Origin of the sequence: Embleya sp. NPDC005971, assembly GCF_040629175.1 — a bacterium.
Lineage (GTDB): Bacteria > Actinomycetota > Actinomycetes > Streptomycetales > Streptomycetaceae > Embleya.
In genome coordinates this window covers 25,364-51,847 of record NZ_JBEXUX010000069.1, presented here as the reverse complement: position 1 = coordinate 51,847, position 26,484 = coordinate 25,364, and the positions used below count along the sequence as shown (strand labels likewise).

The following is a 26,484-nucleotide window of genomic DNA, read 5'->3' as shown; positions in this document are numbered from 1 at the left end:
CTACCCCACCCCCCCCCCCCCCCCCCCCCGGCGCGTCAGCGCCCCCGACCCAGCCCCACCCCGGTGATCGACGCGCGCAGCGCGGAGAGCGGCGGAGCCGCAGAACAAAGACTTCGTGCCCCGTAGCGAGCGAAGGGACACGAAGTCACGAGCGAGGGGCCACTTTTTGCGGAGGAGCGTCGCCGAACGAGAGCTACTAAACGGGAGTGGTCTGAAAGAGCCCCGCCCGGCATCGGGTGGCCGGACGGGGCAGGGCCGCGCTGGAACGCGAGGGTGACGGGCGGCAGCGGGTCACGGTCGGGCAGGAAGCGCGCGTCCGGCTGCGGAAGCGGCGGGAAGGCCGGGGCGTGCTCTGTGCAGGCCCACAGCGTGAACCCGGACCCACCACGCCCGGACTCGATCACCTGCACCGGTACGAGGTCGGCCGAGTCCTCACAGCGGCAGCAGTGGCGGTAGAACGGGGCGGGCATCACGCCATCACCCCCGCCGCGCGTGCCGCCCGCCGGACGGCACACAAGGCCGTTGAGACGTTGATCGAGAGCGGCCGGGCGTATCGCGTCAAGGGAATGGGGACGTACGTCAAGCGCGACCAGGGCGCCGAGGTCGACCCGTCGGAGTGATCGGCGGGGCGAGTGCTGCCCAGGAAGCGATCAGCCCCGACCCGTGTTGCTTCGGGCCGGGGCTGACACGGTGCCAAGCGCCGGACGCCGGTCCGACGTCAACCCGCCCGTTCGGTCCGTCGCACCACGTGCGCTGACCGTCCGGGGTCACGGTTACTCCGTGCTGTTCCCGGGTCGGTTCTCCCCGGCTGCGCCAATCCTCGAATGCTGTCTCGGCTTCCGCCCACAAGTCGCGCGGACCATTTTCGTTCACCTCGAACTTGTCGGCCCCGGGCTTGTAGTCCACCGATGCCCAGGACAGTCCGTCACTGAGCCATTGCGTGTATTCGCCTGCCGTATCGCCGTGCCCGAAGTAGACGCGTTGTTCAACCTCGGGCAGGCAGAGCCCGATTGCGAACTCGGCGTGTTCTTCCCGCATGGGTCGCGGGTCGGTCGTGGTGTGTCGAACCCTCTTGGTGTCCGGGTCCGCGATGACGTCGCCGACGAACTCGCGGGTGTCGAACCGGCGTCGTTGCGACCGTGCCCACATGAAGTTCACGCTGCCCACGAACGGGCCGCTTGCCGTGCCGTCGCCGTTGACGACAAGGCGTAGAAGCCCGCTGTTGTGGAACGCGGTTCCCCAGGGCGTGAGGATCACACCGCCGGGCTTCACTTGCTCCGGCCACTCGTACGGGACGTGCTGAACCGCCATGGTCGCGATGAGGCGGTCGTAGGGCGCGCCGTCCGGGTACCCCCGCAATCCGTCGCCCACGATTACGAACGGCTCTGCGTCGCAGGCAAACAGGTTCTCTTTCGCCTGTACCGCAAGAGCCGGGTCCACCTCGATCGAGATCACCCCGCCGTCCGTCAGTGCAGTGGCCAACAGCGCGGCGTTCCATCCGGTGCCGGTCCCGATTTCGAGGACGCGGTGATCCGGGCGGATGTCGAGTTGTTCGAGCATGAGCCGGACAAGGGACGGCATCGACGCGGACGACGACGGGAACAGACCACCCCCTTCCGCTCCGTCGTCCATTTGGGTGACCAGAGGGATGTCCGCCGCTACGGCTTCCGCCCACGCGTCCGGGTTCGTCTCGCGGTTGATCGGTTCGTCGGCGTCCGTCCACACCACATCAGGGATGTACGGGCGCCGGGGGACCGCTGTGAACACCCGATCCCAATCGACTTCGGTCACTTGTCCTAGTCCTTGTCCGGCGCGGGCTTGGGCTGGGGCCGCTGTCCGTCCTGCTCCCGGATGGGGGTCTTGCTGTCTCCGTCGTCTCCGGGCTTGTTGTGCTGTCCCATTGCCGTACCTCCCGAGTTGTCGAGTCGGTATCCATGCTGTGCCTGCCCGCCGGTTGCGGGACGCCGAATACCCATAAGGGGTAGAGCTGTTCCGTTTCCGTCGGCGGGTGGTCTTAGGTCCCCGTGGGGTGGTCCCGCCGATGATCGGCACGCCGAACGCTCGCGGGAACGAGGGGTTGAGCGTGGACCGATCCGCCGGGATCCGGTCGGGTCGTGTCCACGGTCAGTCCGGACATCGGTGCCGTTCCAATTGGATCGGTGCAGCACGTGGGGCCGCACGATGCCCCAGGGCAGTCCTGTATGTGTGTTCAGCCGAGTTTCAGGAGCACGCCGGGCGGATACGGCGGGTCCTGATCGGGCCGAACGTCGACGTCCATATGCCGCACGCTGTTTCCGATGGACGGAGCCCGGCGTCCCGCCGGCGAGAACTCACGCCACACCGACACGCTCTCTCCTTTCCGGGTGGGATGGGGCAGGGGCCCGACCAACTGTGAACGGAGGTTGCCGGTTCACCCTGCCCCCTGCCGCGCACGGATCGGCCGTACGCGGGTCAGGTGCCGTCTCACGGACGGCCACCCGTCTGGTGGGCCCGGTCCGGGGTCAGTCGAGCCTGTTGTAAGTCGCCGTGCAGTTCTTGCACTTCATCGGCGTGACGCCCAAGTGCGTTTTGCCGTGCGGCCGAAAGTCGTGAACGCCGTCCGCAGCGCCGGGACATTTATCGCTCATGGCGCACTTTCTTGAGTGGGTGAGTGGGGGCAGAAGCCGCCGCTCTGGGGCGTCGTCCGTTGGTCAGCCCGGCGGGTCGACCCGGTAGACCTCGGACTCCCGGACCGTGCACGGCATGCCGCTTCCGGCGGGGAAGACCATCAAGACGCGGTCGTTGTCGAGTCCGGCGCACGTCACCACCCGGTCGACGCGGGCAGCGCGGATGTCGTGCTTCCGGCCCGGCAATGAGGCCACCCAATTGCCGACCTTGATCGGCTCGCGTACGCGGCGGGGTTCCTCGCGGGGCGGCGGGGTGCGCGGCACGATGACGGGGATGACCACACCATCCGTGGTCACGGCGTAGTCGGTCGCGCGCTCCGCGGGTGGTTGTTCCGGCATCTTGCGCTTCCTTTCCCGGGGTTGGTGCCCGCCGCGCCGGACTGTGGGAGCCGTAGCAGCTCGGCGCGGCGGGATCGGGCGCCCTGATGACCAGGTGCGGGCCCAGACGTCAGAGCAGCTGAGGAACCGCTCGCGGCGGCTTGTTGGGGTCCGGGTGGCGGCAGCTCGGTGAGCACGCACACGACGAGTCATGTCCGGCGCCATCGTTGAATCGGGAACAACGCGCTGAACTTGCGCAGCTCGGACAACCTTCGTGCGGGGTATGACTGCGTCCCCCGACCGCACCTGGTTGCGATTCCGTCGCCGATTCAGCTTCATACGCAGATGTTCGCGGCGTGTGCCAGATCTGCGCAGCGACACACAAGACGGCATTCCGGCGTCATTCAGGGCGGCATATCGGTGTCGGAAGCGTGTGCGCACGTCTACCGTGATCTGCATGACGGAGCCGAACAGCACACTTCGCGCAGTCCGCATGGGGCTGCTTCTGAGTCAGGACGACATGGCCCGAGCCGTTCGCAACGCCGGGGAACGATCGGGGGAACCCAACGGGTGCAGCAAGCGACACGTTCAACGGTGGGAAGCGGGTGAAGTGGCAGCGCCACGGCCGATTTACGCCCGTGCGCTCGAGTCGGTCACCGGCCTGCCGATCAGTGCGCTCGGCTTCTCGCTCTCGGTACCCCCGGAACGGGTCTCCGACGACGGAGCCGGCGGGCATGATCTGAAACCTTCCACCGCCGGGGTGGCGCCGGCACGCAACACCCCCCTCCCCGAGGGTCGAGGGGCTGTCGAAGGCAGCTACGGCGGGATCTGGCTCAGCCGTTACGAGTACTACTCCAGCGGCCGGTCCGGTACTTACGTGGGACAGCACTACGTCGTCCTGCTGCAACACGGCAACCGACTTTCGGCACGCAGCCTGCCCGGCTCCTCGGATTCCCCGCTGACCCTCGATCTGGCCATCGACCGGAACGTTGTCACGGGCACATGGACGGAGCAGAGCGCAAGCGACGGCTACTACCAAGGTGCGCGCTACCACGGGGCAATCCAACTGCTGGTGGAGCCGACCAGTCGCCGCATGTCCGGGAAGTGGGTCGGGTTCGGCAAGGAGTTCGACGTCAACACGGGGCCGTGGGAACTGGTCTTCAAGGACGCGTCCACATCCAAGACAGCCTTGGAGCGATACAACCGACGCCCCGAATGAAACAGCGCGATTACAAGCGCAACACCGTGCAATCGACGCAACGATGGGTTCGGCCTTTGCCGGCATCCGGAGTGACACCCAAGAACGCAGCAATGCCCCGACCCGCCGACAGGTGGCCAACGAGTCGGGGCATTGCCGTAAGCATCCACAGTTGCAGATGCCCACCGAAACAGCCCAATGAGCCGTGCCGGAAATTCGTCTCCCTGCCGCCAGGTGTGCCCGGGGGGAGGGGGTCCCCGGGTGGGCGCGGGCTCAGCTCGGGCCGGACTCGCGCCGAGAGCGACGCTCGGCAGCCCAACCGCCGGGCTGAAGCCGTGCCGTCTCCCTGTTGTGGCAGCGCACGCACAGCGGACGCAGACGCTCGGGCGCGTCCGGGTCGGTCACGCCCTGGTCGATGAGCTGCCGGCGGCTGAGCGGGAAGTGGTCGGCGACCACAGCGGGTTGAGCACAGAGCACACACCACGGGTTCGCGTAGATGAACGCAGCCCGAAGCCGCTTCCACCTGGTCGACGCGTAGCGATCCTCCGAGGTCGGTGCACGCTGCCGCTCGGCTTCCCGTCGATGCTTCGGGCACTGCCCGCCCGATGTCAGCTCGGGGCAGCCCGGGATCGGGCTAGGGGGGCGGGGTCTTCGGGGCATGGGGGTACCTCCGAACGCGTGGGGGGTGTGAACGCACAGCGCCATGGGAAGATCACGAACGGTCGACAACTTGTCGACCGGGGAGGGGACTGGACTCATGGCGGACGAACAAGCGGTGCCGAACTCGAAGGGCCCGGTACAGGAGCAGATGTCACCGGAATTGGCCGCACGTCTCGGCTTGACACCCAAGCCCGAGGATGTCGGGACGCTGTCGATCGAGTACCGGGACGGTCGGCCCGTAATCGTCGTCACCGGCGGAAAGACCGTTCCGGTCGCCCTCCCGCTCCTGAACGCGGACGGAATCGTCGTGGCGGCATACCGGGCAGCGGAGGCGCCTGCCGCCTCTCTCGACATGCTGTTCGATCTCGGGGATGACGAACCCGTGTACGACTGGACGCAGTATGTGAACCTGGACGGGTTTCACAAGTAGGCATGCCGCCCCGGTACGGACCTCTCAGCGCCCGTACCGGGGCGGTTGCATGTCGCGAGACAGGCAGGGTCGAACTGCCGCTACCGCCGTGTTCCGACACCGACCGACCGGGCCGGGCGTACTCGGGCAGGGTGCGCGCCACACACTGTGTCTCTCACACCACGGTCGCGAGCGGGTCAGGCTCGCCCGGGGCGGTCTGCCTTTCGTCGTGCCTTCACGGCGGCCGAGTAGCACGGCACACAGAACGACCGCCGGTAGCCGGGCATGTCCGGGCGAGAGACACCGCGTGCGACCAACTCGCGCCGTGTCAACGGCCAGTGCGCCGAGATGTCCGCTCCTTGCCCGCAGACCGAACAGAACGGGCTGACATGCCTACTCGTGTCCTGAAGCATCCACCCCCTCGGAGGAATGACCGGCGGATCGATCGGCAACCCGTCCGGCCCGATCGGCGTCATGTCGATCACGACCAGGTCGCCACCGGCCGAACGCTGTCGGCGGATCCCGCGCGGCCTCGGAGCCCCGCCATTCACAACCGGCAACGGGTCGGGGGTGTCACTCCACACAGGGCGACCCAACACGTCCCGGGGGAAGTACGGGTAATCCCGATTCGGCCCGGGGTCCAACGCGTCAACAGCCATTGCTAGTCCGTGCCCTTCACGTAGGCGTCGCGCTCGGCGGAGAGTTCCCTGTCGTACTCACCACCGATCTCCGTCGCCTTCGCGTTCGCCAATTCCACGATCTCTTCGAGTAGGCGCGAGTCGTACCAGCGCTGCTCCGAAATGGTGATCACCTCGCCCAACACCCTCTGGGCAGCCTGGGCAGCATCCAGAATGTGCCGCCGCTTTTCGCGGCCGGCACGGTACTCGGCAAAGGCCACGAACCAGGGTTCGGCGACGGGGTCTACGCGGTTGCGGAAGTCGAACACCATCGGGCCGGACCCGCCGAGTCCTTCGGCGAACACGATCATGATCCCGTGCTCGCGCGCCCACTCGGCGAGCTTGCTCATGTCCGCCATGGACCGAATGGCACGGTCGAAGCGCCAGAACACGATGGCGTCGTACTCGGCGGGCTTGCGCAGCCACTCGCCGAGATCGGGCCGGTCGAACGGCGACGTCTTGGACGCGCTGACGTCAAGGTCGCACGCTTCGCGCCCGTCGAAGTCGATACCGAGTGCTGCCGCCGCACGGTCGTCGGCGTCGCGCTGCCGGTCGACCGAGGTCGTCTCGTCCGTGAGCACGGATAGGCGGATGGCTCGAAGTCCGCGAATGGTCGTTGTGTGCATACCCCCCGTGGGGGTCAGCGATGACTTCGGGGCGGTCGACAGAGCGGTTGCGGACACTGGGAAGCTCCCTGAGTGGTCCGTCCAGTCGCTCTCTATCGGATCAGCGGGGGAGCAAAAAGTGGTGCCTCGCGAGCCGGCGCCGAAGGCGCCCGACAAAAGAGAACGCGGCCCGCCTGCTCATCGCCGATGTGGGCGGCCGGCCGCTGGACGTGGGTGACCTCGGTCGGACCCGCCACCTGGAGGCCATGGCGATCATCGTCATCCGGCTGCTCTTCAGCGGCTGTCACCCGCACTCGGTGTTCGCCTTCCTCAGTCCGGACCCGCACTCCGCGACCGCGTAGGTCCGGTCTGGAGGACGGGGCGTAGGTTGGGCAGCGTGAGCACTGTGAGCGCCGGATTCACGCCCGTACCCGCTCGGGTGGCGACGGTCGACGACATCGACGCGATCGTCGCCGCCCTGACCACCGCGTTCTTCGACGACCCCATGTGGGGACCGGCGTTCGCGAACGTCGAACGGCGGGCCGAGCAGGCGGGGGCGATGTGGCGGCTGTTCGCGACCTCCTCGCAGCGCTATCCGTGGACGTTGGTGACCGAGCACGTCGAGGCGGCGGCGCTGTGGATCCCGCCGGGCGGCTCGGAGTTGTCGGCCGAGGAGGCGGCCGGCCTGGAGACGTACCTGCTCGCCAACAGCGACCGGGCCACGGCGGACGCGGTGCTGCGGGTGTTGGAACTGCTGGGCGCCGCGCAGCCGGCCGAGCCACACTTCTTCCTGAGCCTGCTCGCCACCCACGACGACCACCGAGGCCGAGGGCTGGGCATGGGCCTGCTCGCCGAGAGCCTGAGGCGCATCGACGCCTTGGGCGCGCCCGCCTACCTGGAGTCGTGCAACCCGGCCAACCACGCACGCTACGCACGAGCCGGATTCGCCCCGCTCGGCACCGTCACCCTCGACACCGGCCACGTGGTGACCACGATGTGGCGCCCCGGCCGAAGCGCCTGAGGAGCAAAGCGGCCGAGGGTCGAAACGTCCACGCAGCGAAACGGCCGCACGTCGAAACGGCCAAGCGCCGAACCGGCCGCGCAACCAAGCACCCGAGGACGGAGCGACCGAAGACGCAAGGCCCCGGGGGAGATCGGCCCCCGCGAACCTCACGTTTTCCTCAGATGACGCCCGTCCCGCCCCACCACCTCCTAGCCTCGTCGCCAACGGCGGCCCCAACGGGCGCTACAGCCCGCGACCTTCGCGGTGCTGCGCCGGGCGGTACCGGAACGTGGCACGGCGGCGACCGACCGGAGGGGGGACCGCGATGACACACTTCGGCGGCGCACGTCGTCCCGCGCTCGCGGACCCGGTGCTGCGCTCGACGAGGGTGCTGAACGAGGTGGCCGAACGTCACCCGGAGGCCCTCTCCTTCGCCACCGGCCGCCCGTACGAAGGCGGTTCGCTCGCCGGCGGCGGCCAACAGGCGCTGTTCCTGACACTGCGGGCGCTGCGTGGTTCGGATCGGGACGTGGTGCTCGCACTCACCCCCACCTACCTCGGGCTCACCGACGCGGCCCGGCGAGCCGACCTGCCCGTGCTCCCGGTCGCGGACGGCCCGCGCGGTGTCGACCTGGACGACCTCGCGGCGCAGGTACACGGCGCCCGTGCGGCCGGCCTGCGTCCACGCGCCCTGTACCTGGTCCCGGACTTCGCGAACTCCTCCGGGGTCAGCCTGGACGAGCCGGCCCGGCGCGATCTGTTGTCCGCCGCCCAGGAGTTGGACCTGCTGGTCCTGGAGGACGACCCGTACGGGCTGGTGCACGCCGCCGGACGGCACCGGCCACCGACCCTGGCCGCCCTGGACACCCGGCAACGGGTGCTGAATCCGGGTCAGTTCGCCGGAACCGGCCCGCTGGGCGCACGCATCGCCCGCGTCGTGGACACCGATACCGGCCGACCGGTGGGCCCGTTCGTCGACCTGCCGACCCGGTCCGAGCGCGCGTCGACGGCGCTCTCGTCCGCGATGCTTCGGCCGGCCGGCACCGGTACGAGCCGTCCGCGCGCCGCCGACTCCCGGTCCCGGTGGGCGGATCGGCGCCATCCCACGCGGCTGGCGAACGGCCTCGCCGCCCGGTTCGGGCGTGGTCCGACGGCGGACCGGGTGCACTGGCACTGCTCGGACGGGGGCGGCTTCGTCGTGCTGACCGTGCCGTTCGTGGTCGACGACGCGTTGTTGGAGCTGTCCGCTCGCGAGTACGGCGTGTTGTGGACGCCGATGGCGCACTTCTACGATCCGGGCGTCGGGCCCGCGCATCGCCTGCGATTGGCCGCCGGCGCACTGGGGCCGACCGGCATCGACGAGGGCCTGGATCGGCTCACGGCGCTGGTCGAGGACCGGGCGCGCGAGCAGATGCGCTCCTTCACGAGGCGCCGGCCGGGCCGCCGCCGCCCTGCCCCGGACCGGGACGAGGGGCCCCGCGCCGCCCGCGATCAGCCCTGAGACGACGCCGCGAGGTAGGGCGCCACGGTCGCGGCCACCGCCGCCGAGCCGAGGTACTTCACCGCCGGGTGGAACGCGAACAGGCCGACGCTCTCGGCCAGATCGAGGTCGACGTCCGGGAAGTGCGCGCTGAACGGACGGGGAATGGCGACCGGATCGCCGTGATCGGCCACGTTCACCCAGCGCCGCACGCCGGGCGGGCGGGTACCCGTCGGGGTGGGCGTCGGCCGCAGCCGATGGAACACGGCGTGCGGCAGGGCCAGCGGCGAGCCGAGGGTGACCAGGAGTTCGACCTCCGACTCGGGGTGGGCGTGCAGTGCCTCGTAGGTGACGACGCTGCCGAGCGAGTGCGCGATCACCACGCGCGGCCGGTGCGCGGCGATGCACGCGGCCACCTCCTCCCGCGCGGCGATCCGCGCCGGCGCGTCCACGTCCCGCAGGTAGGCGGTCACCTCGCGGACGAACAGGGACATGAACAGGTGGGTCAGCCGCCCGTCGAGCCGGAATCGCTCGGCGACGACCTGGGCGATCTGCCGCAGCGGCACGGTCAGTCGGCCCTGCACCGTCGCCGGGGGCAGGTCGAGCGCCGCCAACCACTGCTCGGCGAACACCGCGAGCGCCGGATCGGCCGGCGCCAACCGATCGAAGGCGTCCTCGTCCGGGCCGCCCTGGGCGACCGGTTGCCCGCGATACAGGTGGTGGGCGTAATAGGCGAACGCGACGTCGAGTTCGGCCGCCGGTCGCCCGAGGCCCGTCGCCAGGGCCGCGCCCCAGGTCCGTGCCCGCGCGGCGGCGACCACGTCGGGGGCCGCGCCCGCCTCGTGGTTGCCCACGCCGTGCACGGCGACGATCGCACTCATCGGGACTCCAGGGGGTTGTTGCGGAACGGACCCGGAGTCTCCGGGGCCGGTACACGGGCGAGGTCGAACACGGCCCGATCGGGGCGCAGGAGCAACAATTCGTTGCCGGTGGCGACCAACACATCGCCGCTGTGCGTCACTTCGAGGGATCGCACGCCGTCCGGAAACGTGTAGCGGTACAACTCCCGGCCGGAACTCGGCTCCCACAGGCGCATGGTGCGGTCGGCGCCGCCGGTGAGCAGATGCGGACGGCCCTCGAGCAGTATCCCGACCAGGGCGAGCACGGGCCGTGCGTGGCCGACGAGTTCGCGAACGAGGGCACCGTCGAGTGTGGTGATCCGGACGACGCCGTCGCCGCCCGCACCGACCAGGGCTCGACCCTGCGGAAGGTCGATGAACACCAGTGTGTTGATGTGGGCGGGATGGGTGATGAGCAGTCGTGGTCGCACCGGCCCGTCCGACGTCGGCGCGAACAGCCGAACCCCGCCCTCGGCATCGCCAATCGCGACCAAGGGCGTGCGGGGGTCCGCCAGGACCGCGAGGCACTGCGTCGTCGCACCGTCGACGGTCTCCGGTATCAACGTGCGCCGCCGAATACCCGACCCGGCGTCCCACAGATCCACCCGGCCGCCCCAACCGCCGGTCAATACATGGGCCTTGCCCTCCAGCACGATTCCCGCCACCGCCGCCATTCCGGCCACCGACTCGTCCGAGTCGCTGCACAGGGCCCCGGTTCGGGCATCCCACACGGCCACTCCACCCTCGGGTCGCACACCCGCGACGACCGGCCGGCCGGCCATCCCGAAACAGGCGATGTCGTGGAGTTCGCCGGTGTCGACGGTGTGGCGGATCAGCCCTGTCCCGGGATCCCAGACGCAGACCGTGCCGTCCGCACTCTCCGAGATGCCGAATCCACCCGACTCGGCATCGGTTACGGCCAAACTCCGCGCGCGCAGCGGATGTCCCGGTTGGGCATGACCGCGATGGACGCCGAGAGCGGCACCCTCGTCGGCGACTTCCGGGGCAAGCCGCCATACCCGGGCGGTACCCAACTGCCCGCCGCTGACCACCGTCAACCCCGCCGAGTCGGCGTATCCGGCCAGTGACGGCACCGCCGTCGTATGACCCGCGAGCACCGAGGCGCACCGTCCACTGGCGGAATCCCACACCCGAACCGTTCCGTCGCTGCCGGCACTCACCACCCACCCACCGTCCGCATCGGGCATCGCCACGGCGGTCACCCCGTCGATGTGCCCTTCACCAAGGCCGCGAACCCGATCACCGTCCGACGGGTCGACCATGGCCACGCTCCCGTCGGCCCGCCCGATCAGCAACGTCGGCCGGCGGGCACCACGCACCGGTGACAGGGCGGTGACGAAATCGCGGTCGTCCGAATCACCGGAAAAGCGGGTCAACACGCGGACGAAGACGATCCTCCGCGCCTCCAGTCGCCACAGCCACACCTCGCCCCGCACACACCCCACCACGTGGGTTCGCCCGTCCAGGTCCCACAACCCCAACCGCCCCACCGAGCGCGCCAGGGTCGTATCCGCGATCCGCTCCCCGCCGACCGGGTCCCACCAGGTCAGCCGTTTGCCGTGGGCGGTGACCAACACCGATGCATCGGGGGCGACCGTCAGGCTCTCCACACCCGTGGCGTGCCCCCGCCATTCCCGGACCAGGGCACCGGTGGACAGGTCCCACACCTGTAGACCGTCCGCCGTGCCGGTGACCGCGTGTGGCCGCCCGTCGATGCGGCATGCGGCCACCCGGACGGGGTGGTTGCCATGGCCGCGCAGATCGAACAGGACGGTGCTCGTGGCGAGATCCGAGAGCAGGACGATCCCGTCGGTCGATCCGCTCAGCACACACGCCCTGCCCCGCACCTCGACGATCGCCAGGCCGATCACCGCTCCGCCCAGTCCGGTCAGGGTGGAGCGCAGGGCGCCGCCGAGCGGCCGACCCGCCGCCCAGGCCACCGTCCAGGGCAGGTCCCGCGAGAAGCCCTCCGACAACTCCGGCGCGTCGTGCCGCGCCGCGTCGACGGCCAGCAGTTGCCGCCGCTCCTCGGGGCCGGCCCGGTGATGCGCGCCGTAACTGGTGCGGTACACCCACGCGCCCACCGGGGTCCGGTCCGCGGAGCGCAATTCCTCGGCCAGCGCCGCCGGTTCCGCATGTACGAGGAAATCGGTGTCGGCGAGCAACGGGTCGAGTTCGCCCGCCTCGCGTGCGTGCCGAGCCGCGTGCCGACGCAGATACGGCGCCGCTGCCGCCCAGTCGCGCCGACCGTCGGCCCCGGCCGCGACCGAGCCGAGCAGCCCGGCCCACAAGGCGCGCACGGCATCGGGGTCGGCCGCCTCGGAGTCGGCCCGCAGCGCGTCGGCCAGGCCCTGGTGGAACAGGCGGTACAGCGGCCTGCCCAGCGGGTCGGCGTTGCAGCGCAGGTAGAACCGGGCCCGGCGCAGGGCGAGTTCGACGGCGGCGGCCGGATGACCCACGGCGTCCCGCGTCGACGCCAGGAAGGCGGGTGCCGCCACGCGCAGGATGTCGATCGGCATGCCCTCGCCTCCGGCGTAGGCGAGCGCGGTCAACGTGGCCCGGATCCACGGATTGTGCTGTTGGGCCGGCTCCAGGTCCAGCACTCCGCTCAGGGTCCGCGGAATCCGGGCGCCCAACTCCCGGGCCGCGGCCTGCGTCGCCGGTATCGACCGAATGCCCAACAGGTGCCGGGTATACAGCCGGGCGACCAGGAACTCGCCCCACTCCGGCGGCTCGTGGTCCGCCCCGGCGCCCTCGGTCAGTGCCGACGCCATCGACGCGGCCAGGGCATGGGAGTTGGCCCAGTTGTGCGCGGTCGCGCGGTTCGCATCGGTGAAGAGCAGACTGTTGATGTAGTCCACGAGATCGGTGCGCAAGGCGACCCGCGGCACCGTGTCCAGGTCGACCACGTCGCCGTGCCGCTCGGCCAGGGCGAACAGTTCGGCCAGGCGCGCCTCGCGCCGACAGCCGATCATGATCCGACAGCTCGACCGACCGTCCGCGCGGCGCGTGGTGAGCAGGGGCCGCAGGAGGGACAGGATCACCTCCTCCGCCCCCTCCGCCTCGTCGAGCGCGTCGAGAATCAGCACCGGTGGCTCGGCCCGCACGGCGAGTTCGGCGGCCAGGAGCCGGCCCGGTCGGGCGCCCGATCGATCCGTCAGCTCCCACTGCCGGGCGAGCGCGGCGGTGATCTCCGAGAGCGTCCGGCGGCGCGCGTGCACCACGGCGAGGTCGTCGATCAGCGGCGGCACGGCGCCGCCGAGGGTGGTCCATACCGATCGGGTGCGCAGCCGCAGTTCGGGATGGGCCGCGCAGACCAGGACGCCCAGGAGCGCCGACTTGCCCACGCCCGGTTTGCCGGTGACCACCTGGAGGGCCGAGTCCGCGCCCGCGAGCCACCAGGCGAGTCGGGCCGCCTCCGCGCTGCGTCCTTGGAAATGCCCGGGCGCGCCGGGCTCGTCCGTATCGCCGGACGAGTCGCGGCCGCCGGCCCGGCCCACGAAGTGCGGCTCGTCCACCGCCTCGTCCAGCACGAACCGGGTCTGGGGCGCTTCGTCGAGCAGCGGAATCAGCGTCGGGTCGATGCCGGTGCGCAGCGCGTGCCGACGCACGTCGAAGCGCGGGTTGCGGAAGAACGCCAGGTGCGCGAGGTTCTCGCCGATCGGCACGAGCGGAGTGGCGACCTCCTGGCGGTAGTACGTGCCCTCGGCGCGGCGTGCCACGGCCGCGGCCACCTCCTGACAGAACCGCTCGAACGGGATGAACTCGAACGAGGCGTCCAGGGCGAGCGTGCCGTCGCGGAACCCGGTCAGTACCTCGATCACGGCATGGCTCAATCGGCCGTCGTAGGACGGCTCTCCGGGTTGGCACGCGGCCACCACCCAGGCCCGTCGTCGGGGCGTGCGCAGGAGTTGCTGCCAGTGCAGCCTGGCCGCGTCCCCGGCGTAGCACAGGTCGAGGAGGAACAGCACGGTCGGTGCCGTGTCGCCCTCGTCGTCCTCCAGGCGGGCCAGCCACTGGTCCACGGCCGTGTCGACCCGGTCGCCGTCGCCGCCGACCACGTACAGACCGCCGCTGCTGCGGCCCCGTTGCCCGTGTGCGAGCAGGTGCACCACCGCGAGTCCCGGGCCGCCGCTCAGCACCGCGCGCACCGCCTCGTCCAGTGCGCCGGCGCTGTCGGCGGGGTCGCGCGCGGGCCGGGCCGGGTCGTATCGATAGGCGGTGTGCAGCAATTCGCGGATCCGGCGGGCGTATTCGGGCGCGTAGGCCAGGTGTGGCAGCGCGTCCGGCGCCTCCACGCCCGGGTCGTCGCGGGGGCTGCCCGCCACCCCGACCACCAGCGCGCGCCGCGCCGGATTCGCCATGCCCCAGCTCCCCCTGCCGGTCCGAGCACTCAGCCTAGAGGGCAACACCGCGGCCCTGTACGGGGTTTCCGCAGCTCGGTGGCACGTCGGGCCCGCCCACGGACCCGCCGGAGCGGATGTCACCGACGTGGGAAATGATCGGCGCATGACGGAAGACGCAGTGCGGTACCACGAGGGCGAGGTGGCCCGGCTCGCTCGGCGGTTGCTCGACGCGCCGACGGGTGGTTGGTCGCGGCAGGGGGTGCAGGCGCTCGTCGCGGCGCTGGGCTGGACCTGGTCGGGGGCCGCCGACGCCGCGCCGACCGGCACCGATCTGCCGTCCGGGAGCGCGCGGTTGCGTCCGGTCGGCCGGTTCGAGAAGGACTTCACCTCGGGTGAGGACTATGTCGAACTGGCCGTGCCGCTGGCCCTGCCGGCTCCGGACCCGGCCGCCCAGGCGCTCGCGTTTCGACAGGCGGCCGAGCAGGTCGCGGACGCGCTCGGCGAGGCGTCGATCATGGGGGTGTACGGCGGACTCGGCCCGTACTACGACGGCGGTGCGCGCTGGGGTACGCCCTACCGGCGCTGGCGTGGCGACCCGGACACGCTGGAACTGCGCGCGGGTCGGGCCGGGCCGGAGTTGGTGCTGCTGCCCACCGAGCCCGTGGAGAACTGGTTCTGGCGTCAGGGCCACGGCGAACCGGGCGCGATCACCGGCTTCTTCGGCCACCGCCGGGTGGCCGCCAACGGCGGACTCGGCCTGCCCGGCGGCTGGTACGCCCGGGACTGGGAGCAACTGACCGACGTGCTGGCCGACTTCCTCGGCTCGCTGCCCGCCGAGACGACCGCGCTGGACGTCGGGCTCGCCCTGAACGTCTACGGGCGCGTCCCCGGCGAGAACGGTGCGCCGATGTTGTTCGACCTGGTCTGCCGGGATCGGCTGGTGATCGGCTCCTTCCCGCCGGCGGGCGTGGATGCGCACGCGTTGGGCTGGGGCAGTGCCGAGGAGCACCCGGGTACGCGCGCCTGGTGGCCCTCGGACGCCGAGCCGCCCGCCCGGCACGACGCCGGCGGCCCGGGCGAGGTGGCCGCGCGGGCGACCGCCGAACTGCTGGTCGCCACCGCCCGTGCCGCCGGCGTCCCCGGCCCCGAGGACCTGATCATCGGCGGCGAGGGCGAACGGGTGGGCGCGTTCGACGTGAAGTTCTACGGGCTGGGCCTGCATTCGGGCTGATCCGGGCACCGGCCGTCGCACCCGGCGTCCCGCCACCGCCTCGCGGTGATCGGGGCGTGACGGTATGCGAACGGCCGGTTCGTCGATATCGTGCATGGTGCACTGAAATTGCTCACCGTCGAGCGAAGAGGAGCACGTCATGGCCGTACCGGTGGCCCTGAACCATCTCGCCTACCAGACCCGAGACCTGGCCGCGACCCACCGCTTCTGGACGGAGGCGGTCGGCGCGGAACTCGCGGGCGCGCTTCGCGAGGAGTCCCGAACCACCAGCGGCGGCGAGGTCACCGCGCCCTTCCTGCACGTCTTCTACGCGCTCGCGAGCGGCGAGTGCATCGCCTTCTTCGACGTGGCCAAGGCGTACACGCCCGTGCCCGACGGTCTCGAATCGTGGACCCGGCACGTCGCGCTCGCCGTGGACTCCGTCGCCGAAGTCGACGCGATGGCCGAGCAGATCCGCCGGCACGGGGTCGAGGTCCGGGGCCCGATCGACCATCACGGCGTCTGGTACTCGGTGTACTGCTTCGATCCCAACGGCGTGCATCTGGAAATCACCCACCAGTCCCGCCCGTTGATCGAGCAGGACGCCATCGAGGGGCGGGCCGCCTTCGACGCCTGGCTCGCCGATCGTGCGGCGGGCAAACTCCCGGGCTGAGCCGCGCGACGCGCGAGGGACCACCGCTACTCGCCCGCGCGGGCGTAGTGCAGCAGCACGGTGCGCGCGTCGAACGTGCGCGAGTCGACCAGGGTCAGCGGGTGCCGGGCGTCGTCGGGCCGGAAGACCGGTTTGCCGCCGCCCAGGATCACCGGGTGCACGAAGATCAGGTATTCGTCGATCAGGCCGAGCGCGGTCAGCGCGTTGGCGAGCCCGGCGCCGCCGCTGAGCAGGATGTCCTTGCCGGGCTCCCGCTTGAGCGCGGTGATGTCCTCGGCGAGATTCCCGCCGATCACCTCGGCACCCCACTCGGCCCGGTCCAACGTGGTCGAGACGACCACCTTGCGGGCCGCCCGCCAGATCGGCGCGAACCGCAGGTCGTGCGGATCGGTGGAGATGCTCTCGGCGACCGGCCAGTAGCCGGACATCATCTCCCACACCACCCGGCCGTACAGGAACGTGTCGACTCCGTCGTGGAGGGTCTGCCCGAAGTCGGACAGCTCCGGGGTCATCATCGGCCAGTCGAATTCGCCGTTGGGGCCCTCGATGCAACCGTCGAGCGACTGGTGGACCATGTAGAGGATCTTGCGCATTTCGGGCTCCCGATCGTGCCGGTCTTCGGTGTTCTCACCACGAGGTCGGAATCGATCGCCGGTCCTCGACATCCCCGGGAGGCTCTTCGGAAGAAGTTCTCGACGGGCTTCCGCACCAGGGCGCGCTCGCGGCCGGGATCCCGGCGGCGGACGCCGGCACAGATCATCCGCCGTCGACCACCCGCGCCGCGCGTATCTCCAGGTAGCGGCGTTCCGGCAGGCTGGTGGTCCGGCGGGCCGCTTCGCGGTACGCCGCCCGTGCGGGCTCACGATCGCCGGCCAGTTCGAGCAGGTGGCCGCGCACCGCCCAGACCCGGTGGTGCCCGGTCATCCGGTCGTCCCCGGCCAGCGTGTCGAGCAACTCCAGGCCCGCCCGCGGGCCGTGCACCATCGCCGTCGCGACGCTGCGGTTGAGGGTGACCATCGGGCCCGGCGACAGGTGGTCGAGCAGCCGGTACAGCGCGAGGATCTGCGGCCAGTCCGTGTCCTCGGCGCGCGCCGCCTCCGCGTGCACCGCGGCGATCGCGGCCTGGAGCTGGTACGGGCCCGGCGGCCCCCACGTGAGCGCGTCGGTGACCAGCTCGGTGCCCTCCCGGATCGCCTCCGCGTTCCAGCGGCTCCGGTCCTGCTCGGCCAGCGGGATCAACTCGCCGTCCGCGGCGGTGCGCGCGGCCCGGCGGGCATCGGTCAGCAACATCAGCGCGAGCAACCCGGACACCTCGCCGTCGTCCGGCCGCAACCGGCGCACCGCGCGGGTGAGTCGGATGGCCTCCGCGGTCAGGTCGGTACGGAGCAGGTCCGGGCCCGAGCCGGCGGTGTAGCCCTCGTTGAAGATCAGGTAGAGCACCTGCAACACCGCGCCCAACCGCTCCATCGGCTCCGGCCCGGCCGGCTGGCCGAAGCGACCGCCGGCGGCCTTGATCCGCTGCTTGGCCCGGCTGATCCGCTGCGCCATGGTGCTCTCGGGCACCAGGAAGGCGCCGGCGATCTGCGCGGTGGTCAGGCCGCCGACCGCGCGCAGCGTCAACGCGACCTGCGAGGCGCCGGTCAACGCCGGGTGGCAACACAGGAACAGCAGGGTCAGCGTGTCGTCCCGATCGCCGACCGCGTCGTCGTCGGGTGCGGGCGAGACGTACTCGTCGGCCGGGGCCTGCGCGGCGAGCCGCTCCTCGCGGTTGCGTCGGGCCCGCTCGCTGCGCCAGTGGTCGATCAGCCGCCGGTCGGCCACGGTGAGCAGCCAGCCCCACGGGCTGTCCGGGACGCCCTCCACCGGCCACTGCACGGTGGCGGCGAGCAGCGCCTCCTGGACCGCGTCCTCGCACGCGTCGAACTGGCCGTGTCGGCGGACGAGCACGCCGAGGACCTGCGGGGTCAGCTCCCGCAGCAGGCCCTCGACGTGCGCGTCCGCGCTCACATCTCCGTCCCGGACTCGGTCATCACCGGGCGGACCTCCATCGCCCAGTAGCGGGCGTCCGGCCAGCGCCCGGCGATCTCGACGGCCCGCTCGGTGCTGTCGCACTCGACCAGCAGATAGCCGGCGAAGTGCTCCTTGGCCTCCACGAACGGGCCGTCGGTGACCGCCGGCACCCCGTCCCGCACCCGCACGGTGCGGGTTTGCGTGGGGTCGGCCAGGGCCTCGCCGCCGAGCAGTTCCCCGGACGCGGTCAGCTCGGCCATCAGCGCGTCGACCTCGCCGAACAGTTCGGTGCGCTCGGCGTCGGAGAGATCCTCCACGAAGCCCGGGCGGTTGTGGATCAGCAGCATGAACTTCATCGGTGACTCCTGGTCGCTCTCGTTCGGTTCGGTCGGGCCGGGTGTTCCGGACCGATCGGCGTGGTCCGATCGGCCGCTCGGGATCGTTTCGCCGATTCGCCGGGCGGGCCGCTCGTATCCGGGTCGGAGCGGACCGACGGTTCTCGACATCCCCGGCGGAAAGAATGTCGGACCGATCCACCGGAGACGAACCCACCCGGCCGTACCCGACCCGACTGCCCGCAACGGCCGCCGCCGACGCGCCGGCGCCGTGGTGCGAGCCGGGCCGCGCGGGGCGAGTCGGGCCCGCCCCGATCAGCCGGCCTGCGTCGGCCCCGTCCCGCGCACCGGCGCGGCCGGCACCTCGGACACGACCGGCACGACGTGCTCGACCGGCACCTTGGGGGCGACCGACGCCGCGGGCGCAACCGTCGGCGCAGCCCCGACCGCCCCCGACCGTGGACCCGCCTGCGGGCGCAACACCCGATGGATGGCCAGCGTGCCGGTGAGCGAGGCCAGCCCGACCAGTGCGATCACGTGGCCGGGGGCGAGCACGCCGGCCAGCGCCCCCGCGCCCGCCATGGCGACGCCCTGGAGGGTCATCGTGCCGGTCATCGCCAGGCCCATCGCCTGCCCGGTGCCGGCCTTCGGGATGGCGTCCAGGAAGCGGCGCTGCAGGCCGAGTTGGTAGGACAGCCCCGCGCTGGACACCACGAACAGGCCGGCCGTGACCCACAGCGGCGGGCCCGCGGCGAAGAAGACCAGCGGGACGCCGAGCAGCAGGGCCAGCCACGGTGTCAGGCGTTCGCGCCGGGCCGGGCGGACGAAGCGGCCCACCAGCAGGTCGCCCAGCAACATCCCGCCGGCGGCCGAGCCGTACAGGACACCGGCGTGGTCGGGCGCGTACGGGACGATCACGCCCTCGGCGGCGGCGGTCAGGTTGGCCGGTATCCACTGGGCCAGCAACAGGCCGCGCACGGTCCGGTCGCCGAGCAGTTCGCGATTGACTCGCCAGGTCGCGCGTACCGTGCCCTCGGTCCGGGCCGACCCGGTGCGCTCGGGGCGCGGCGCGGCCGGCAGGCCGAACCGCACCACCGCGGCGGAGGCCAGCGCGACGCCGGCCGCGAACAGCAGCGCGCCACCGGATCCGACCAGTGCGAGCAGCAGACCGCCGACCGCGAAGCCGAGCACCTGCATCGCGCCGGCGGCCATGCCGAACACCGACCGCCCGAGCACGTAGGCGTCGCCGTGCAGCAGTTCGGGCAGCGTGCGCTGACGCGCGGCCCCGGCGATCGGGCTGACCAGCCCGACGCTCGCGAGCAGCAGCAGGACCGCCCACACCGGCAGCACGTCGGCGGCGAGCACCAGCGCGAGCACGCACCGGACCAGGTCGTACCCGGCCATCGCGGCGCGCACCGGCACCCGGTCGGTGAGCGAGAGCAACAGTGCCCCGCCGAACGCCTGCGGGACGAATCCGGCGACATAGGCGAGCGCGGACAGCGCAGGCGACCCGGTGCGTTCGTAGACGAGCACGGCGAGCGCGAGCATCCGTACGGTGTCGCCGATCAACAGCAGCACAAAGGAACCGAACAGCACCCGGAAGGCGCCGACCGCGAAGACCTCGCGATAGGTCGCCGCTTTGACGTCGTCGCCGATCATGCGGGCGAGCGTGCCGCACCGCGTGCTGCGCCGGCCATGCTTTCGGCGACAGCCGAAACCTGGGAGGCTGTCGGCGGGAGGCGCGAGGCATGCTCAGGATCGAGGTCGGGCCGGCCGACATGGCGCGCAGCAGGTTCGGCATCTCGCCGCTGGGCGAGGTGGTGTGGGTGTTGCGGACGTTGTCGGGAAGCCACCAGGCCGGGCCGCTGCGGCCGTGGATCGAGCGGCTGCGGCCGGCGTACGACCGGCTGCGTCGGGAGCGGCCGGCGATCGCGGCGATGGCGTCGCTGTACCGGCGCGGCGGCTACAACGCGGATTTCCTGCACCCGCCGCCGTCGGGCACGCCGGCCGGGATCGGGGACGAACTCGCGGTACTGCGGGCCACCTCCCTGGACCGGGCCCGGTCCGAGCTGGCGCGCAACCTGGTCGGGTTGCGCGCGCCCTCGGCGGCGACGCGGGCGGTGTTCGACTCCCCCGATGTGGTGGGGCGGCTGGCGGACGCGATCGAGGCGGCGTGGACGAGCCTGGTCGAGCCGGAGTGGCCGGCGCTGCGCGCGGTGCTGGAGCACGATCTGGTGCGCACCGCCGGGCGGTTGGCGGCGTACGGCTGGGGTGCGGCGCTGGGCGACCTGTCGCCTCGGCTGCGGTGGCGCGACGAGGGCGTGATCGAGGTTTCCCGTGAGCAGCCCGACACGGTGCGGCTCGACGGCGCCGGGCTGCTGTTCGTGCCGTCCGCGTTCGGCTCGATGATCGTCTACGTGGAACCGCCGTGGCCGTACGCCATCGTGTATCCGGCCCGGGGCGTGGCCGAACTGCTGGGCGCCCCGGCCCGCTCGGACGACGAGGCGCTCGCCGATCTGCTGGGCGCCACACGCGCGATGATCCTGCGTGCGCTGGCCGGCCCGGCCACCACCACCCAACTCGCCGCTCGGCTCAACCTCGGCCTGGGCACGGTCGGCGACCACCTGGCCGTGCTGCGTCGCGCCGACCTGATCACGGGCCTGCGGGTGGGCCGGTCGGTGCAGTACCGGCGCACCACGCTCGGCGAGGTATTGGCCGACGGGAGAGGCTAGGCGGTCGGTGCTTCTCGGCCGGGACGCCCCGCCCCGGCGGCAGGCTCAGTCGGTGGTTGTGGTCAGGCTGGGCAGGTAGCCCCTGGCCTGGCCCGTGGCGGTCGGGTGGTAGGACTCGTCGACCGGCAGCGTCAGGCCGTGCAGCCACTCGTCCGCCCCGCACACCCCGTGCCCGGCGAACCGGCCCCGGACGTCGGCGAATTCCGCGCCGCCCGCCGCCGCCCGGGCCTTGGTGGTGTCCACCAGCACGTCGGCCGCGTCGTCCAGCGCGCGCCGCTTGGCCAGGCTCAGCCCCAGCGGGCAGCTACCCGTTTCGAACAGGCGCGGATACCCGAAGACCACGAGCCGCGCGTGCGGGGCCCGGCTGCGGATCCGCGCGTAGGTCGTGTCCAGGTCGGCCGGCAACTTCTCCCGGGCGTACGCCGTGGCCTTGGCCACCGCGGCCGAGCAGTCCCGGTCGCTGCCGACCACACACGTCGTGATCGTGTCGGCGAAGCCGACGTCGTTGCCGCCGGCGCTGATCGTCACCAGGGTGGTGTCGGCGGTCACCGCGGCCAGTTGCCGATCCCGCACCTGGGCCGTGGTCGCCCCGGAGCAGGCCACGAAGGCGAACTCGGCCGCGCCGTGCGCGCGTTGCCACAGCGATGGATACGCGTTCGCGCTGCGCTTGCAGTCGCCGCCGTCCGCGAGGTAGTCGCCCGCGCCGACGCCGGAACTGTACGAGTCGCCCAGCGCGGCGTATCGCGACAGGGGTGCGGCCGGGGCCGGTTGGGCGACGGTTCCGGCGAACGTGAGGGCTGCGGCGACGGCGATGGCGGCGACACGGGACGGCGACGGCACGAGTGGATCTCCTCCGGAACGTGGGCACGTTGTCGGAGGTATCGGCCGGAATCCGGGCCGCCTTGATCGCCCTCACCCGTGGAATGCACGCCGGGCTCGGTGTCTCACCCGCGCATCGGCGCCGGCTCGTGGGTGCGGAAGGTCTGGCGGTAGGTCATCGGCGGCACCCCGATGGTGGCCACCAGGTGCTGGCGCAGCGAGGCGCCGGTGCCGAAGCCCGCCCGGTCGGCGATCCGGTCCACGCTCAGGTCGGTGGTCTCCAGGAGCCGGCGGGCGTGTTCGACCCGTTGCCGGGTCAGCCACTGGCCCGGGGTCATGCCCACCTCGTCCCGGAAGCGCCGGGTGAAGGTGCGTACGCTCATCCGCGCGTGCTCGGCCAACTCGGCCAACGACAGCGGGCGGTGCAGGTGTTCGAGCGCCCACGCCCGGGTCGCCGAGGTGGTGGCCGAGGACGGCTCCGGCACCGGGCGTTCGATGAACTGGGCCTGCCCGCCCTCGCGCCACGGCGGCGTCACGCAGCGCCGGGCGACCCGGTTGGCCACCTCGCTGCCGTGGTCGCGGCGCAGCAGGTGCATGCACAGGTCGATGCCGGCGGCCACCCCGGCGGCGGTGAGGATGTCGCCGTCGTCGACGAACAGCACGTCCGGGTCGAGCTCGATGTGCGGGAAGCGCTTGCGGAACTGGTCGACCTCGTTCCAGTGCGTGGTCGCCGGCCGGCCGTCGAGGAGGCCGGCGGCGGCGAGCACGTAGGACGCGGTGCAGAAGGACACGATCCGGGTGCCGGGCCGCAGTCCGGCCAGGGCCCGGGCGAGTGGTGCCGGGAGCCAGTCGGGTCGGTCGTTCTCGTCCACGCCGCAGGTGAACGGCGGAAGTACCAGGGTGTCGGCGGTCGCCAGCACCTCGGCGCCGTGCTCGACGGCGATGGCGAAGTCGGCGCTGGTGCGCACCGGCCGACCGTCGAGGCTGCACGTGATCACCTCGTACAGCGGTTCCTCGTCGGCGCCGGTCGCGGTGCCGAAGATCCGGACCGGGATGCCCAGTTCGAAGGGATAGACGTTTTCCAGGGCCAGGACCACGACTCGATGCATGGCCGGATCCTTTCACACATTGGCCACCCGGCCACTCGATGGCTGTTCGGGCCGGCGGCAGAGTTGTGCCCACGCCGCCGGACGCGGCGGTCGAACCACGGCACGAGCAGGGGAATGTGATGACGATGCGCGCCATCGGACAGGACACGCTGGGTGGGCCCGAGGTACTGAAGGTGGTCGAGGTGGAGCGCCCGACGCCGGGCCCCTCCGAGGTGCTGGTGCGGGTGCACGCGGCCGGCGTGAACCCGACCGACTACTGGCACCGCGGCACCGGCGGCCTGCTCGGTGACACCCCGGTCCCGCTGGGCTGGGACGTGTCCGGCGTGGTCGAGTCGGTGGGCCTGGGGGTGAGCGTTTTCCGGCCCGGCGACGCGGTGTTCGGCATGCCCCGACTGCCGCAACCGGCCGGTACGTACGCCGAGTTCGTCGTATCGCCGGCCCGGCATCTGGCCCGCAAGCCGGCCGGCCTGTCGCATGTGGAGGCGGCGGCGCTGCCGGTGGCCGCGCTCACCGCGTGGCAGTCGCTGGTGGACGCGGCCGACGTACGGCCGGGCGCGCGGGTGCTGATCCACGCCGCCGCGGGTGGGGTGGGCCATCTCGCGGTCCAGGTCGCCAAGGCCCGCGGCGCGTACGTGATCGGCACCGCCCGCGCGGCCAAGCACGAGTTGTTGCGCGGCCTGGGTGCGGACGAAACGATCGACTACACGAGCGTCGACTTCGCCGAGGCCGTCAAGGACGTGGACGTCGTGCTGGACACGATCGGCGGCGAGTACGGGCCGCGCTCGTTGCGGACGTTGCGGCCGGGCGGGCTGGTGGTCTCGCTGGCGTCGCCGGCCGAGGTCGCGTTGGGGCCGGTGGCGGAGGCGGCGGGGCGGCGGGCGACGTTCACCATCGTCGAGCCGGATCAGGGCGGGCTGAAGGAGATCGCGGCGCTGGTCGAGGCGGGGTTGCTGCGGCCGGTGATCGACGCGGTGCTGCCACTGGAGCAGGCGGGCAAGGCGCACGAACTGGGCGAGAGCGGGCGCACCTCCGGGAAGATCGTGCTGACCGTGGTCGAGTAGGACGGTCGGCGGGTCGGCCGGTCCGGTCGACCGCCGGCCGGTCCCGTCGGGTGGGCTGCGGGTGGGCCGCCGATCGTCCCTACCGACCGCCGCTCGGCGGCGAACTCCCGACATGAGTCTGCGCCGGATCGACCTTCGGCCGCTGCGGGCGTCGAGCGTGCCTCCCCGGCATCGGGACGAAGGCGGACGACGTCGACCGCCACCGCAGGGAAGGGAGCACCCGCCATGGCCGAAGAGCAATCCGCACCCGCTTCGGCACACACGTCCGCGCCGCGGACGACGAAGGCCGCCGAGCGGCGGACGGTGCTCTGTCACCCGCGCGCGGACCTGGTGGTGGTCCTCGGCGGCATGCCGGCGGTGGGGCTGCTGCTCGGGCTCCCGCTGCCTCCGCCGGCTCCGTGGCGCGAGCGGGGTACCGCCGCCGACACCCGGCCCGCCGACCAGACTTGACGAGCCGGCCAACCCGCGTTCGCCGATACGTCGCCCGGCGCCACTACACACTTGTCCATGACCTCAGTGGACAGAAGGACCCTGCTGCGCACCGGCTCCGTCGTCGGCGCGGGCCTGGCGATCGCCCCCGTGGTGGGCGCCGGCTCGGCCTCGGCCACGACGTCGGACGCGCCCGCGTACGTGGCCTCCGGCCGGCCGAGCCTGAGCCACGGCGTGCAGAGCGGCGACGCCACCGCGTCCTCGGCGATCGTATGGGGGCGTGCCGACCGGCCCGGTCGGCTGATCGTCGAATACGGCACTCGGCCCGACCTGCGCGACGCACACCGCGTGCGGGGCCCGTGGCTGACCCCGGACGGCGACCTCACCGGGCGGGTCCGGTTGCGCGATCTGCCGTCCGGGCGGCGGATCCACTACCGGGTCCGAGTCGAGGGCGAGCGCGGTGCGGCCGGCCAGGCGGTGACCGGTTCGCTGCTCACCGCGCCGAGCGAGCGCAGCCGTTCCGGCGTGCGGTTCGTGTGGTCCGGCGACACCGTCGGCCAGGGCTGGGGCAGCAACCCGGACATCGGCGGCATGACGATCTTCGAGCAGATGCGCCGGCTGCGCCCGGACTTCTTCCTCAACAGCGGCGACACGGTCTACTCGGACGGCCCGCTGGTGGAGAGCGTCCCGCTGCCCGACGGCCGGATCTGGCACAACGTGGTCACCCCGGAGAAGTCCAAGGTCGCCGAGTCGCTGACCGAATACCGGGGCCAGTTCGCCTACAACCTGCTCGACCGCAACTACCGCGCGTTCGCCGCCGAGGTCGCCCAGATCAACCAGTGGGACGACCACGAGGTGCGCAACAACTGGTATCCGGGCCAGATCCTGGAGGACGCCCGCTACACCGAGAAGCGCGTCGACGTGCTCGCCGCGCGCGCCAAGCAGGCGTTCCGCGAGTGGGTGCCGATCGGCGACGACCGGGTTTACCGCAAGCTCTCCTACGGCCGGCACCTGGACGTGTTCGTCCTGGACATGCGCACCTACAAGGACCCCAACGACGACAACCGCTACGCCGACCCCAAGCGCGGCATGCTCGGCGACCGGCAGCGCCAGTGGCTGATCGAGGGCCTGTCGCAGAGCCGGGCCACCTGGAAGGTGATCGCCAACGACCTGCCGCTGGGCCTGGTGGTGCCGGACGGCGCCGTCGCGCAGGAGGGCGTCGCGCAGGGCGACCCGGGCAAGCCGCTGGGCCGCGAGATGGAGTTCGCCACGATCCTGCGCACGGCGCAGCGGCGCGGCGTGCGCGGCATCGTGTTCCTGACCGCCGACGTGCACTACACCGCGGCGCACCACTACGACCCGTCCCGGGCCGCGTTCAAGGACTTCGACCCGTTCTGGGAGTTCGTCTCGGGCCCGCTGAACGCGGGCGCGTTCGGGCCCAACGCGCTGGACGGCACGTTCGGCCCCAAGGCCGAGTTCGTGCACGCTCCCCCGCGCGCCAACTACTCGCCGCTGGAGGGCTTCCAGCACTTCGGCGAGGTCGAGATCGACGGCCCCTCGGGCAACCTGACGGTCAACCTGCGCGACGGCGCGTCCACCGTGTTGTGGAGCAAGACGCTGCGCCCGGTGCGCTGACGCCGAAGCCGGCGCGAACCACCCGCGAAGCACCCGCCCCGCAGGCCCTCGTCCCCGGACGAGGGCCTGCGGGCGTCGCTGTACACACGTGTCCGCCGGGTCGGCCGCTTCGGACGAAACATCCATCACTACCGGAAAAAGCGCGACAAAGATCGTTCGCGGCTTCGATTATGCTCCGCCCCCGGTTGC

At 71.8% G+C, this 26,484-nt stretch carries 22 protein-coding genes; 11 read left to right on the top strand and 11 right to left on the bottom strand.

Annotated elements, in window-relative coordinates; translation table 11 throughout:
* Positions 1 to 579: 579 nt before the first annotated feature.
* Positions 580 to 1,791, bottom strand: coding sequence for a hypothetical protein (locus ABZ374_RS39510; protein ID WP_360321297.1), 1,212 nt, complete (start codon positions 1,789 to 1,791; stop codon positions 580 to 582).
* An 899-nt stretch (positions 1,792 to 2,690) separates the two neighbouring features.
* Positions 2,691 to 3,005, bottom strand: a complete 315-nt coding sequence (locus ABZ374_RS39505) for a hypothetical protein (protein ID WP_360321294.1) — start codon at positions 3,003 to 3,005, stop codon at positions 2,691 to 2,693.
* 436 nt (positions 3,006 to 3,441) lie between these two features.
* Here ABZ374_RS39505 and ABZ374_RS39500 point away from each other — a divergent pair, with 436 nt between their 5' ends.
* On the top strand, positions 3,442 to 4,203 hold the full coding sequence (locus ABZ374_RS39500) for a helix-turn-helix transcriptional regulator (protein ID WP_360321291.1): 762 nt from the start codon (positions 3,442 to 3,444) through the stop codon (positions 4,201 to 4,203).
* A gap of 736 nt (positions 4,204 to 4,939) precedes the next feature.
* The gene (locus tag ABZ374_RS39495; protein WP_360321288.1) at positions 4,940 to 5,272 is read left to right on the top strand and encodes a hypothetical protein; all 333 of its coding nucleotides are present in this window, start codon (positions 4,940 to 4,942) and stop codon (positions 5,270 to 5,272) included.
* A gap of 640 nt (positions 5,273 to 5,912) precedes the next feature.
* On the opposite strand, the gene ABZ374_RS39490 is transcribed toward ABZ374_RS39495, so the two are convergent.
* A complete protein-coding gene (locus tag ABZ374_RS39490; RefSeq protein WP_360321285.1) occupies positions 5,913 to 6,554 on the bottom strand; it encodes a recombinase family protein in 642 nt (213 codons plus the stop codon).
* Positions 6,555 to 6,742: 188 nt separating this feature from the next.
* On the opposite strand from ABZ374_RS39490, the gene ABZ374_RS39485 reads away from it, so the two are divergent.
* The 3 genes from ABZ374_RS39485 to ABZ374_RS39475 all read left to right on the top strand — a co-directional run bounded on the left by ABZ374_RS39485 (position 6,743) and on the right by ABZ374_RS39475 (position 9,037).
* Positions 6,743 to 6,895: a hypothetical protein gene (locus ABZ374_RS39485; RefSeq protein ID WP_360321282.1), complete on the top strand. Its 153-nt coding sequence runs from the start codon at positions 6,743 to 6,745 to the stop codon at positions 6,893 to 6,895.
* Between the two features lie 35 nt (positions 6,896 to 6,930).
* On the top strand, positions 6,931 to 7,554 hold the full coding sequence (locus ABZ374_RS39480) for a GNAT family N-acetyltransferase (protein WP_360321279.1): 624 nt from the start codon (positions 6,931 to 6,933) through the stop codon (positions 7,552 to 7,554).
* A 307-nt stretch (positions 7,555 to 7,861) separates the two neighbouring features.
* The gene (locus ABZ374_RS39475; RefSeq protein WP_360321276.1) at positions 7,862 to 9,037 is read left to right on the top strand and encodes an aminotransferase class I/II-fold pyridoxal phosphate-dependent enzyme; all 1,176 of its coding nucleotides are present in this window, start codon (positions 7,862 to 7,864) and stop codon (positions 9,035 to 9,037) included.
* On the opposite strand, the gene ABZ374_RS39470 is transcribed toward ABZ374_RS39475, so the two are convergent.
* Together ABZ374_RS39470 and ABZ374_RS39465 are read right to left on the bottom strand one after the other, a co-directional pair.
* The gene (locus ABZ374_RS39470) at positions 9,028 to 9,897 is read right to left on the bottom strand and encodes a hypothetical protein (protein ID WP_360321273.1); all 870 of its coding nucleotides are present in this window, start codon (positions 9,895 to 9,897) and stop codon (positions 9,028 to 9,030) included. The genes ABZ374_RS39475 and ABZ374_RS39470 overlap by 10 nt on opposite strands.
* Positions 9,894 to 14,300: a WD40 repeat domain-containing protein gene (locus ABZ374_RS39465; protein WP_360321270.1), complete on the bottom strand. Its 4,407-nt coding sequence runs from the start codon at positions 14,298 to 14,300 to the stop codon at positions 9,894 to 9,896. The genes ABZ374_RS39470 and ABZ374_RS39465 overlap by 4 nt, the downstream gene beginning before the upstream one ends.
* 145 nt (positions 14,301 to 14,445) lie before the next feature.
* Between ABZ374_RS39465 and ABZ374_RS39460 the strand changes: the two genes are divergently transcribed.
* Both ABZ374_RS39460 and ABZ374_RS39455 read left to right on the top strand, forming a co-directional pair.
* The gene (locus ABZ374_RS39460; protein ID WP_360321267.1) at positions 14,446 to 15,513 is read left to right on the top strand and encodes a hypothetical protein; all 1,068 of its coding nucleotides are present in this window, start codon (positions 14,446 to 14,448) and stop codon (positions 15,511 to 15,513) included.
* Positions 15,514 to 15,652: 139 nt separating this feature from the next.
* Positions 15,653 to 16,165, top strand: a complete 513-nt coding sequence (locus tag ABZ374_RS39455) for a VOC family protein (RefSeq protein ID WP_360321264.1) — start codon at positions 15,653 to 15,655, stop codon at positions 16,163 to 16,165.
* Between the two features lie 26 nt (positions 16,166 to 16,191).
* Here the strand turns inward: ABZ374_RS39455 and ABZ374_RS39450 are convergent, their stop codons facing one another.
* The 4 genes from ABZ374_RS39450 to ABZ374_RS39435 form a co-directional block, all read right to left on the bottom strand.
* Complete coding sequence (locus ABZ374_RS39450) at positions 16,192 to 16,758, bottom strand: dihydrofolate reductase family protein (protein ID WP_360321261.1); 567 nt, start codon at positions 16,756 to 16,758, stop codon at positions 16,192 to 16,194.
* A gap of 163 nt (positions 16,759 to 16,921) precedes the next feature.
* Positions 16,922 to 18,172 carry a DUF6596 domain-containing protein gene (locus ABZ374_RS39445; protein ID WP_360321258.1) on the bottom strand — a complete coding sequence of 417 codons (1,251 nt, stop codon included), beginning with the start codon at positions 18,170 to 18,172 and terminating at the stop codon, positions 16,922 to 16,924.
* Entirely contained in the window at positions 18,169 to 18,531 is a 363-nt protein-coding gene (locus ABZ374_RS39440) for a YciI family protein (RefSeq protein ID WP_360321255.1), read from the bottom strand. The genes ABZ374_RS39445 and ABZ374_RS39440 overlap by 4 nt, the downstream gene beginning before the upstream one ends.
* A gap of 294 nt (positions 18,532 to 18,825) precedes the next feature.
* The gene (locus ABZ374_RS39435) at positions 18,826 to 20,169 is read right to left on the bottom strand and encodes an MFS transporter (protein WP_360321252.1); all 1,344 of its coding nucleotides are present in this window, start codon (positions 20,167 to 20,169) and stop codon (positions 18,826 to 18,828) included.
* Between the two features lie 89 nt (positions 20,170 to 20,258).
* On the opposite strand from ABZ374_RS39435, the gene ABZ374_RS39430 reads away from it, so the two are divergent.
* Complete coding sequence (locus ABZ374_RS39430; RefSeq protein WP_360321249.1) at positions 20,259 to 21,242, top strand: DUF5937 family protein; 984 nt, start codon at positions 20,259 to 20,261, stop codon at positions 21,240 to 21,242.
* Positions 21,243 to 21,287: 45 nt separating this feature from the next.
* Here the strand turns inward: ABZ374_RS39430 and ABZ374_RS39425 are convergent, their stop codons facing one another.
* Together ABZ374_RS39425 and ABZ374_RS39420 are read right to left on the bottom strand one after the other, a co-directional pair.
* A complete protein-coding gene (locus ABZ374_RS39425) occupies positions 21,288 to 22,082 on the bottom strand; it encodes an SGNH/GDSL hydrolase family protein (protein ID WP_360321246.1) in 795 nt (264 codons plus the stop codon).
* Positions 22,083 to 22,186: 104 nt separating this feature from the next.
* Positions 22,187 to 23,170 carry a helix-turn-helix domain-containing protein gene (locus ABZ374_RS39420; RefSeq protein WP_360321243.1) on the bottom strand — a complete coding sequence of 328 codons (984 nt, stop codon included), beginning with the start codon at positions 23,168 to 23,170 and terminating at the stop codon, positions 22,187 to 22,189.
* A gap of 125 nt (positions 23,171 to 23,295) precedes the next feature.
* Between ABZ374_RS39420 and ABZ374_RS39415 the strand changes: the two genes are divergently transcribed.
* From ABZ374_RS39415 to ABZ374_RS39405, 3 genes are all read left to right on the top strand, one after another.
* On the top strand, positions 23,296 to 24,231 hold the full coding sequence (locus ABZ374_RS39415; RefSeq protein ID WP_360321240.1) for an NADP-dependent oxidoreductase: 936 nt from the start codon (positions 23,296 to 23,298) through the stop codon (positions 24,229 to 24,231).
* Between the two features lie 225 nt (positions 24,232 to 24,456).
* Entirely contained in the window at positions 24,457 to 24,681 is a 225-nt protein-coding gene (locus ABZ374_RS39410; RefSeq protein WP_360321237.1) for a hypothetical protein, read from the top strand.
* Between the two features lie 57 nt (positions 24,682 to 24,738).
* A complete protein-coding gene (locus ABZ374_RS39405) occupies positions 24,739 to 26,295 on the top strand; it encodes an alkaline phosphatase D family protein (protein WP_360321234.1) in 1,557 nt (518 codons plus the stop codon).
* The last annotated feature ends 189 nt before the right edge of the window (positions 26,296 to 26,484 follow it).

Coding starts and splice junctions, on each gene's coding strand:
- ABZ374_RS39410 (WP_360321237.1), top strand. CDS start 24,457: ATGGCCGAAGAGCAATCCGCACCCGCTTCGGCACACACGTCCGCGCCG.
- ABZ374_RS39420 (WP_360321243.1), bottom strand. CDS start 23,170: ATGCATCGAGTCGTGGTCCTGGCCCTGGAAAACGTCTATCCCTTCGAA.
- ABZ374_RS39435 (WP_360321252.1), bottom strand. CDS start 20,169: ATGATCGGCGACGACGTCAAAGCGGCGACCTATCGCGAGGTCTTCGCG.
- ABZ374_RS39455 (WP_360321264.1), top strand. CDS start 15,653: ATGGCCGTACCGGTGGCCCTGAACCATCTCGCCTACCAGACCCGAGAC.
- ABZ374_RS39500 (WP_360321291.1), top strand. CDS start 3,442: ATGACGGAGCCGAACAGCACACTTCGCGCAGTCCGCATGGGGCTGCTT.
- ABZ374_RS39430 (WP_360321249.1), top strand. CDS start 20,259: ATGCTCAGGATCGAGGTCGGGCCGGCCGACATGGCGCGCAGCAGGTTC.
- ABZ374_RS39475 (WP_360321276.1), top strand. CDS start 7,862: ATGACACACTTCGGCGGCGCACGTCGTCCCGCGCTCGCGGACCCGGTG.
- ABZ374_RS39450 (WP_360321261.1), bottom strand. CDS start 16,758: ATGCGCAAGATCCTCTACATGGTCCACCAGTCGCTCGACGGTTGCATC.
- ABZ374_RS39470 (WP_360321273.1), bottom strand. CDS start 9,897: ATGAGTGCGATCGTCGCCGTGCACGGCGTGGGCAACCACGAGGCGGGC.
- ABZ374_RS39440 (WP_360321255.1), bottom strand. CDS start 18,531: ATGAAGTTCATGCTGCTGATCCACAACCGCCCGGGCTTCGTGGAGGAT.
- ABZ374_RS39505 (WP_360321294.1), bottom strand. CDS start 3,005: ATGCCGGAACAACCACCCGCGGAGCGCGCGACCGACTACGCCGTGACC.
- ABZ374_RS39460 (WP_360321267.1), top strand. CDS start 14,446: ATGACGGAAGACGCAGTGCGGTACCACGAGGGCGAGGTGGCCCGGCTC.
- ABZ374_RS39495 (WP_360321288.1), top strand. CDS start 4,940: ATGGCGGACGAACAAGCGGTGCCGAACTCGAAGGGCCCGGTACAGGAG.
- ABZ374_RS39490 (WP_360321285.1), bottom strand. CDS start 6,554: ATGCACACAACGACCATTCGCGGACTTCGAGCCATCCGCCTATCCGTG.
- ABZ374_RS39415 (WP_360321240.1), top strand. CDS start 23,296: ATGCGCGCCATCGGACAGGACACGCTGGGTGGGCCCGAGGTACTGAAG.
- ABZ374_RS39405 (WP_360321234.1), top strand. CDS start 24,739: ATGACCTCAGTGGACAGAAGGACCCTGCTGCGCACCGGCTCCGTCGTC.
- ABZ374_RS39465 (WP_360321270.1), bottom strand. CDS start 14,300: ATGGCGAATCCGGCGCGGCGCGCGCTGGTGGTCGGGGTGGCGGGCAGC.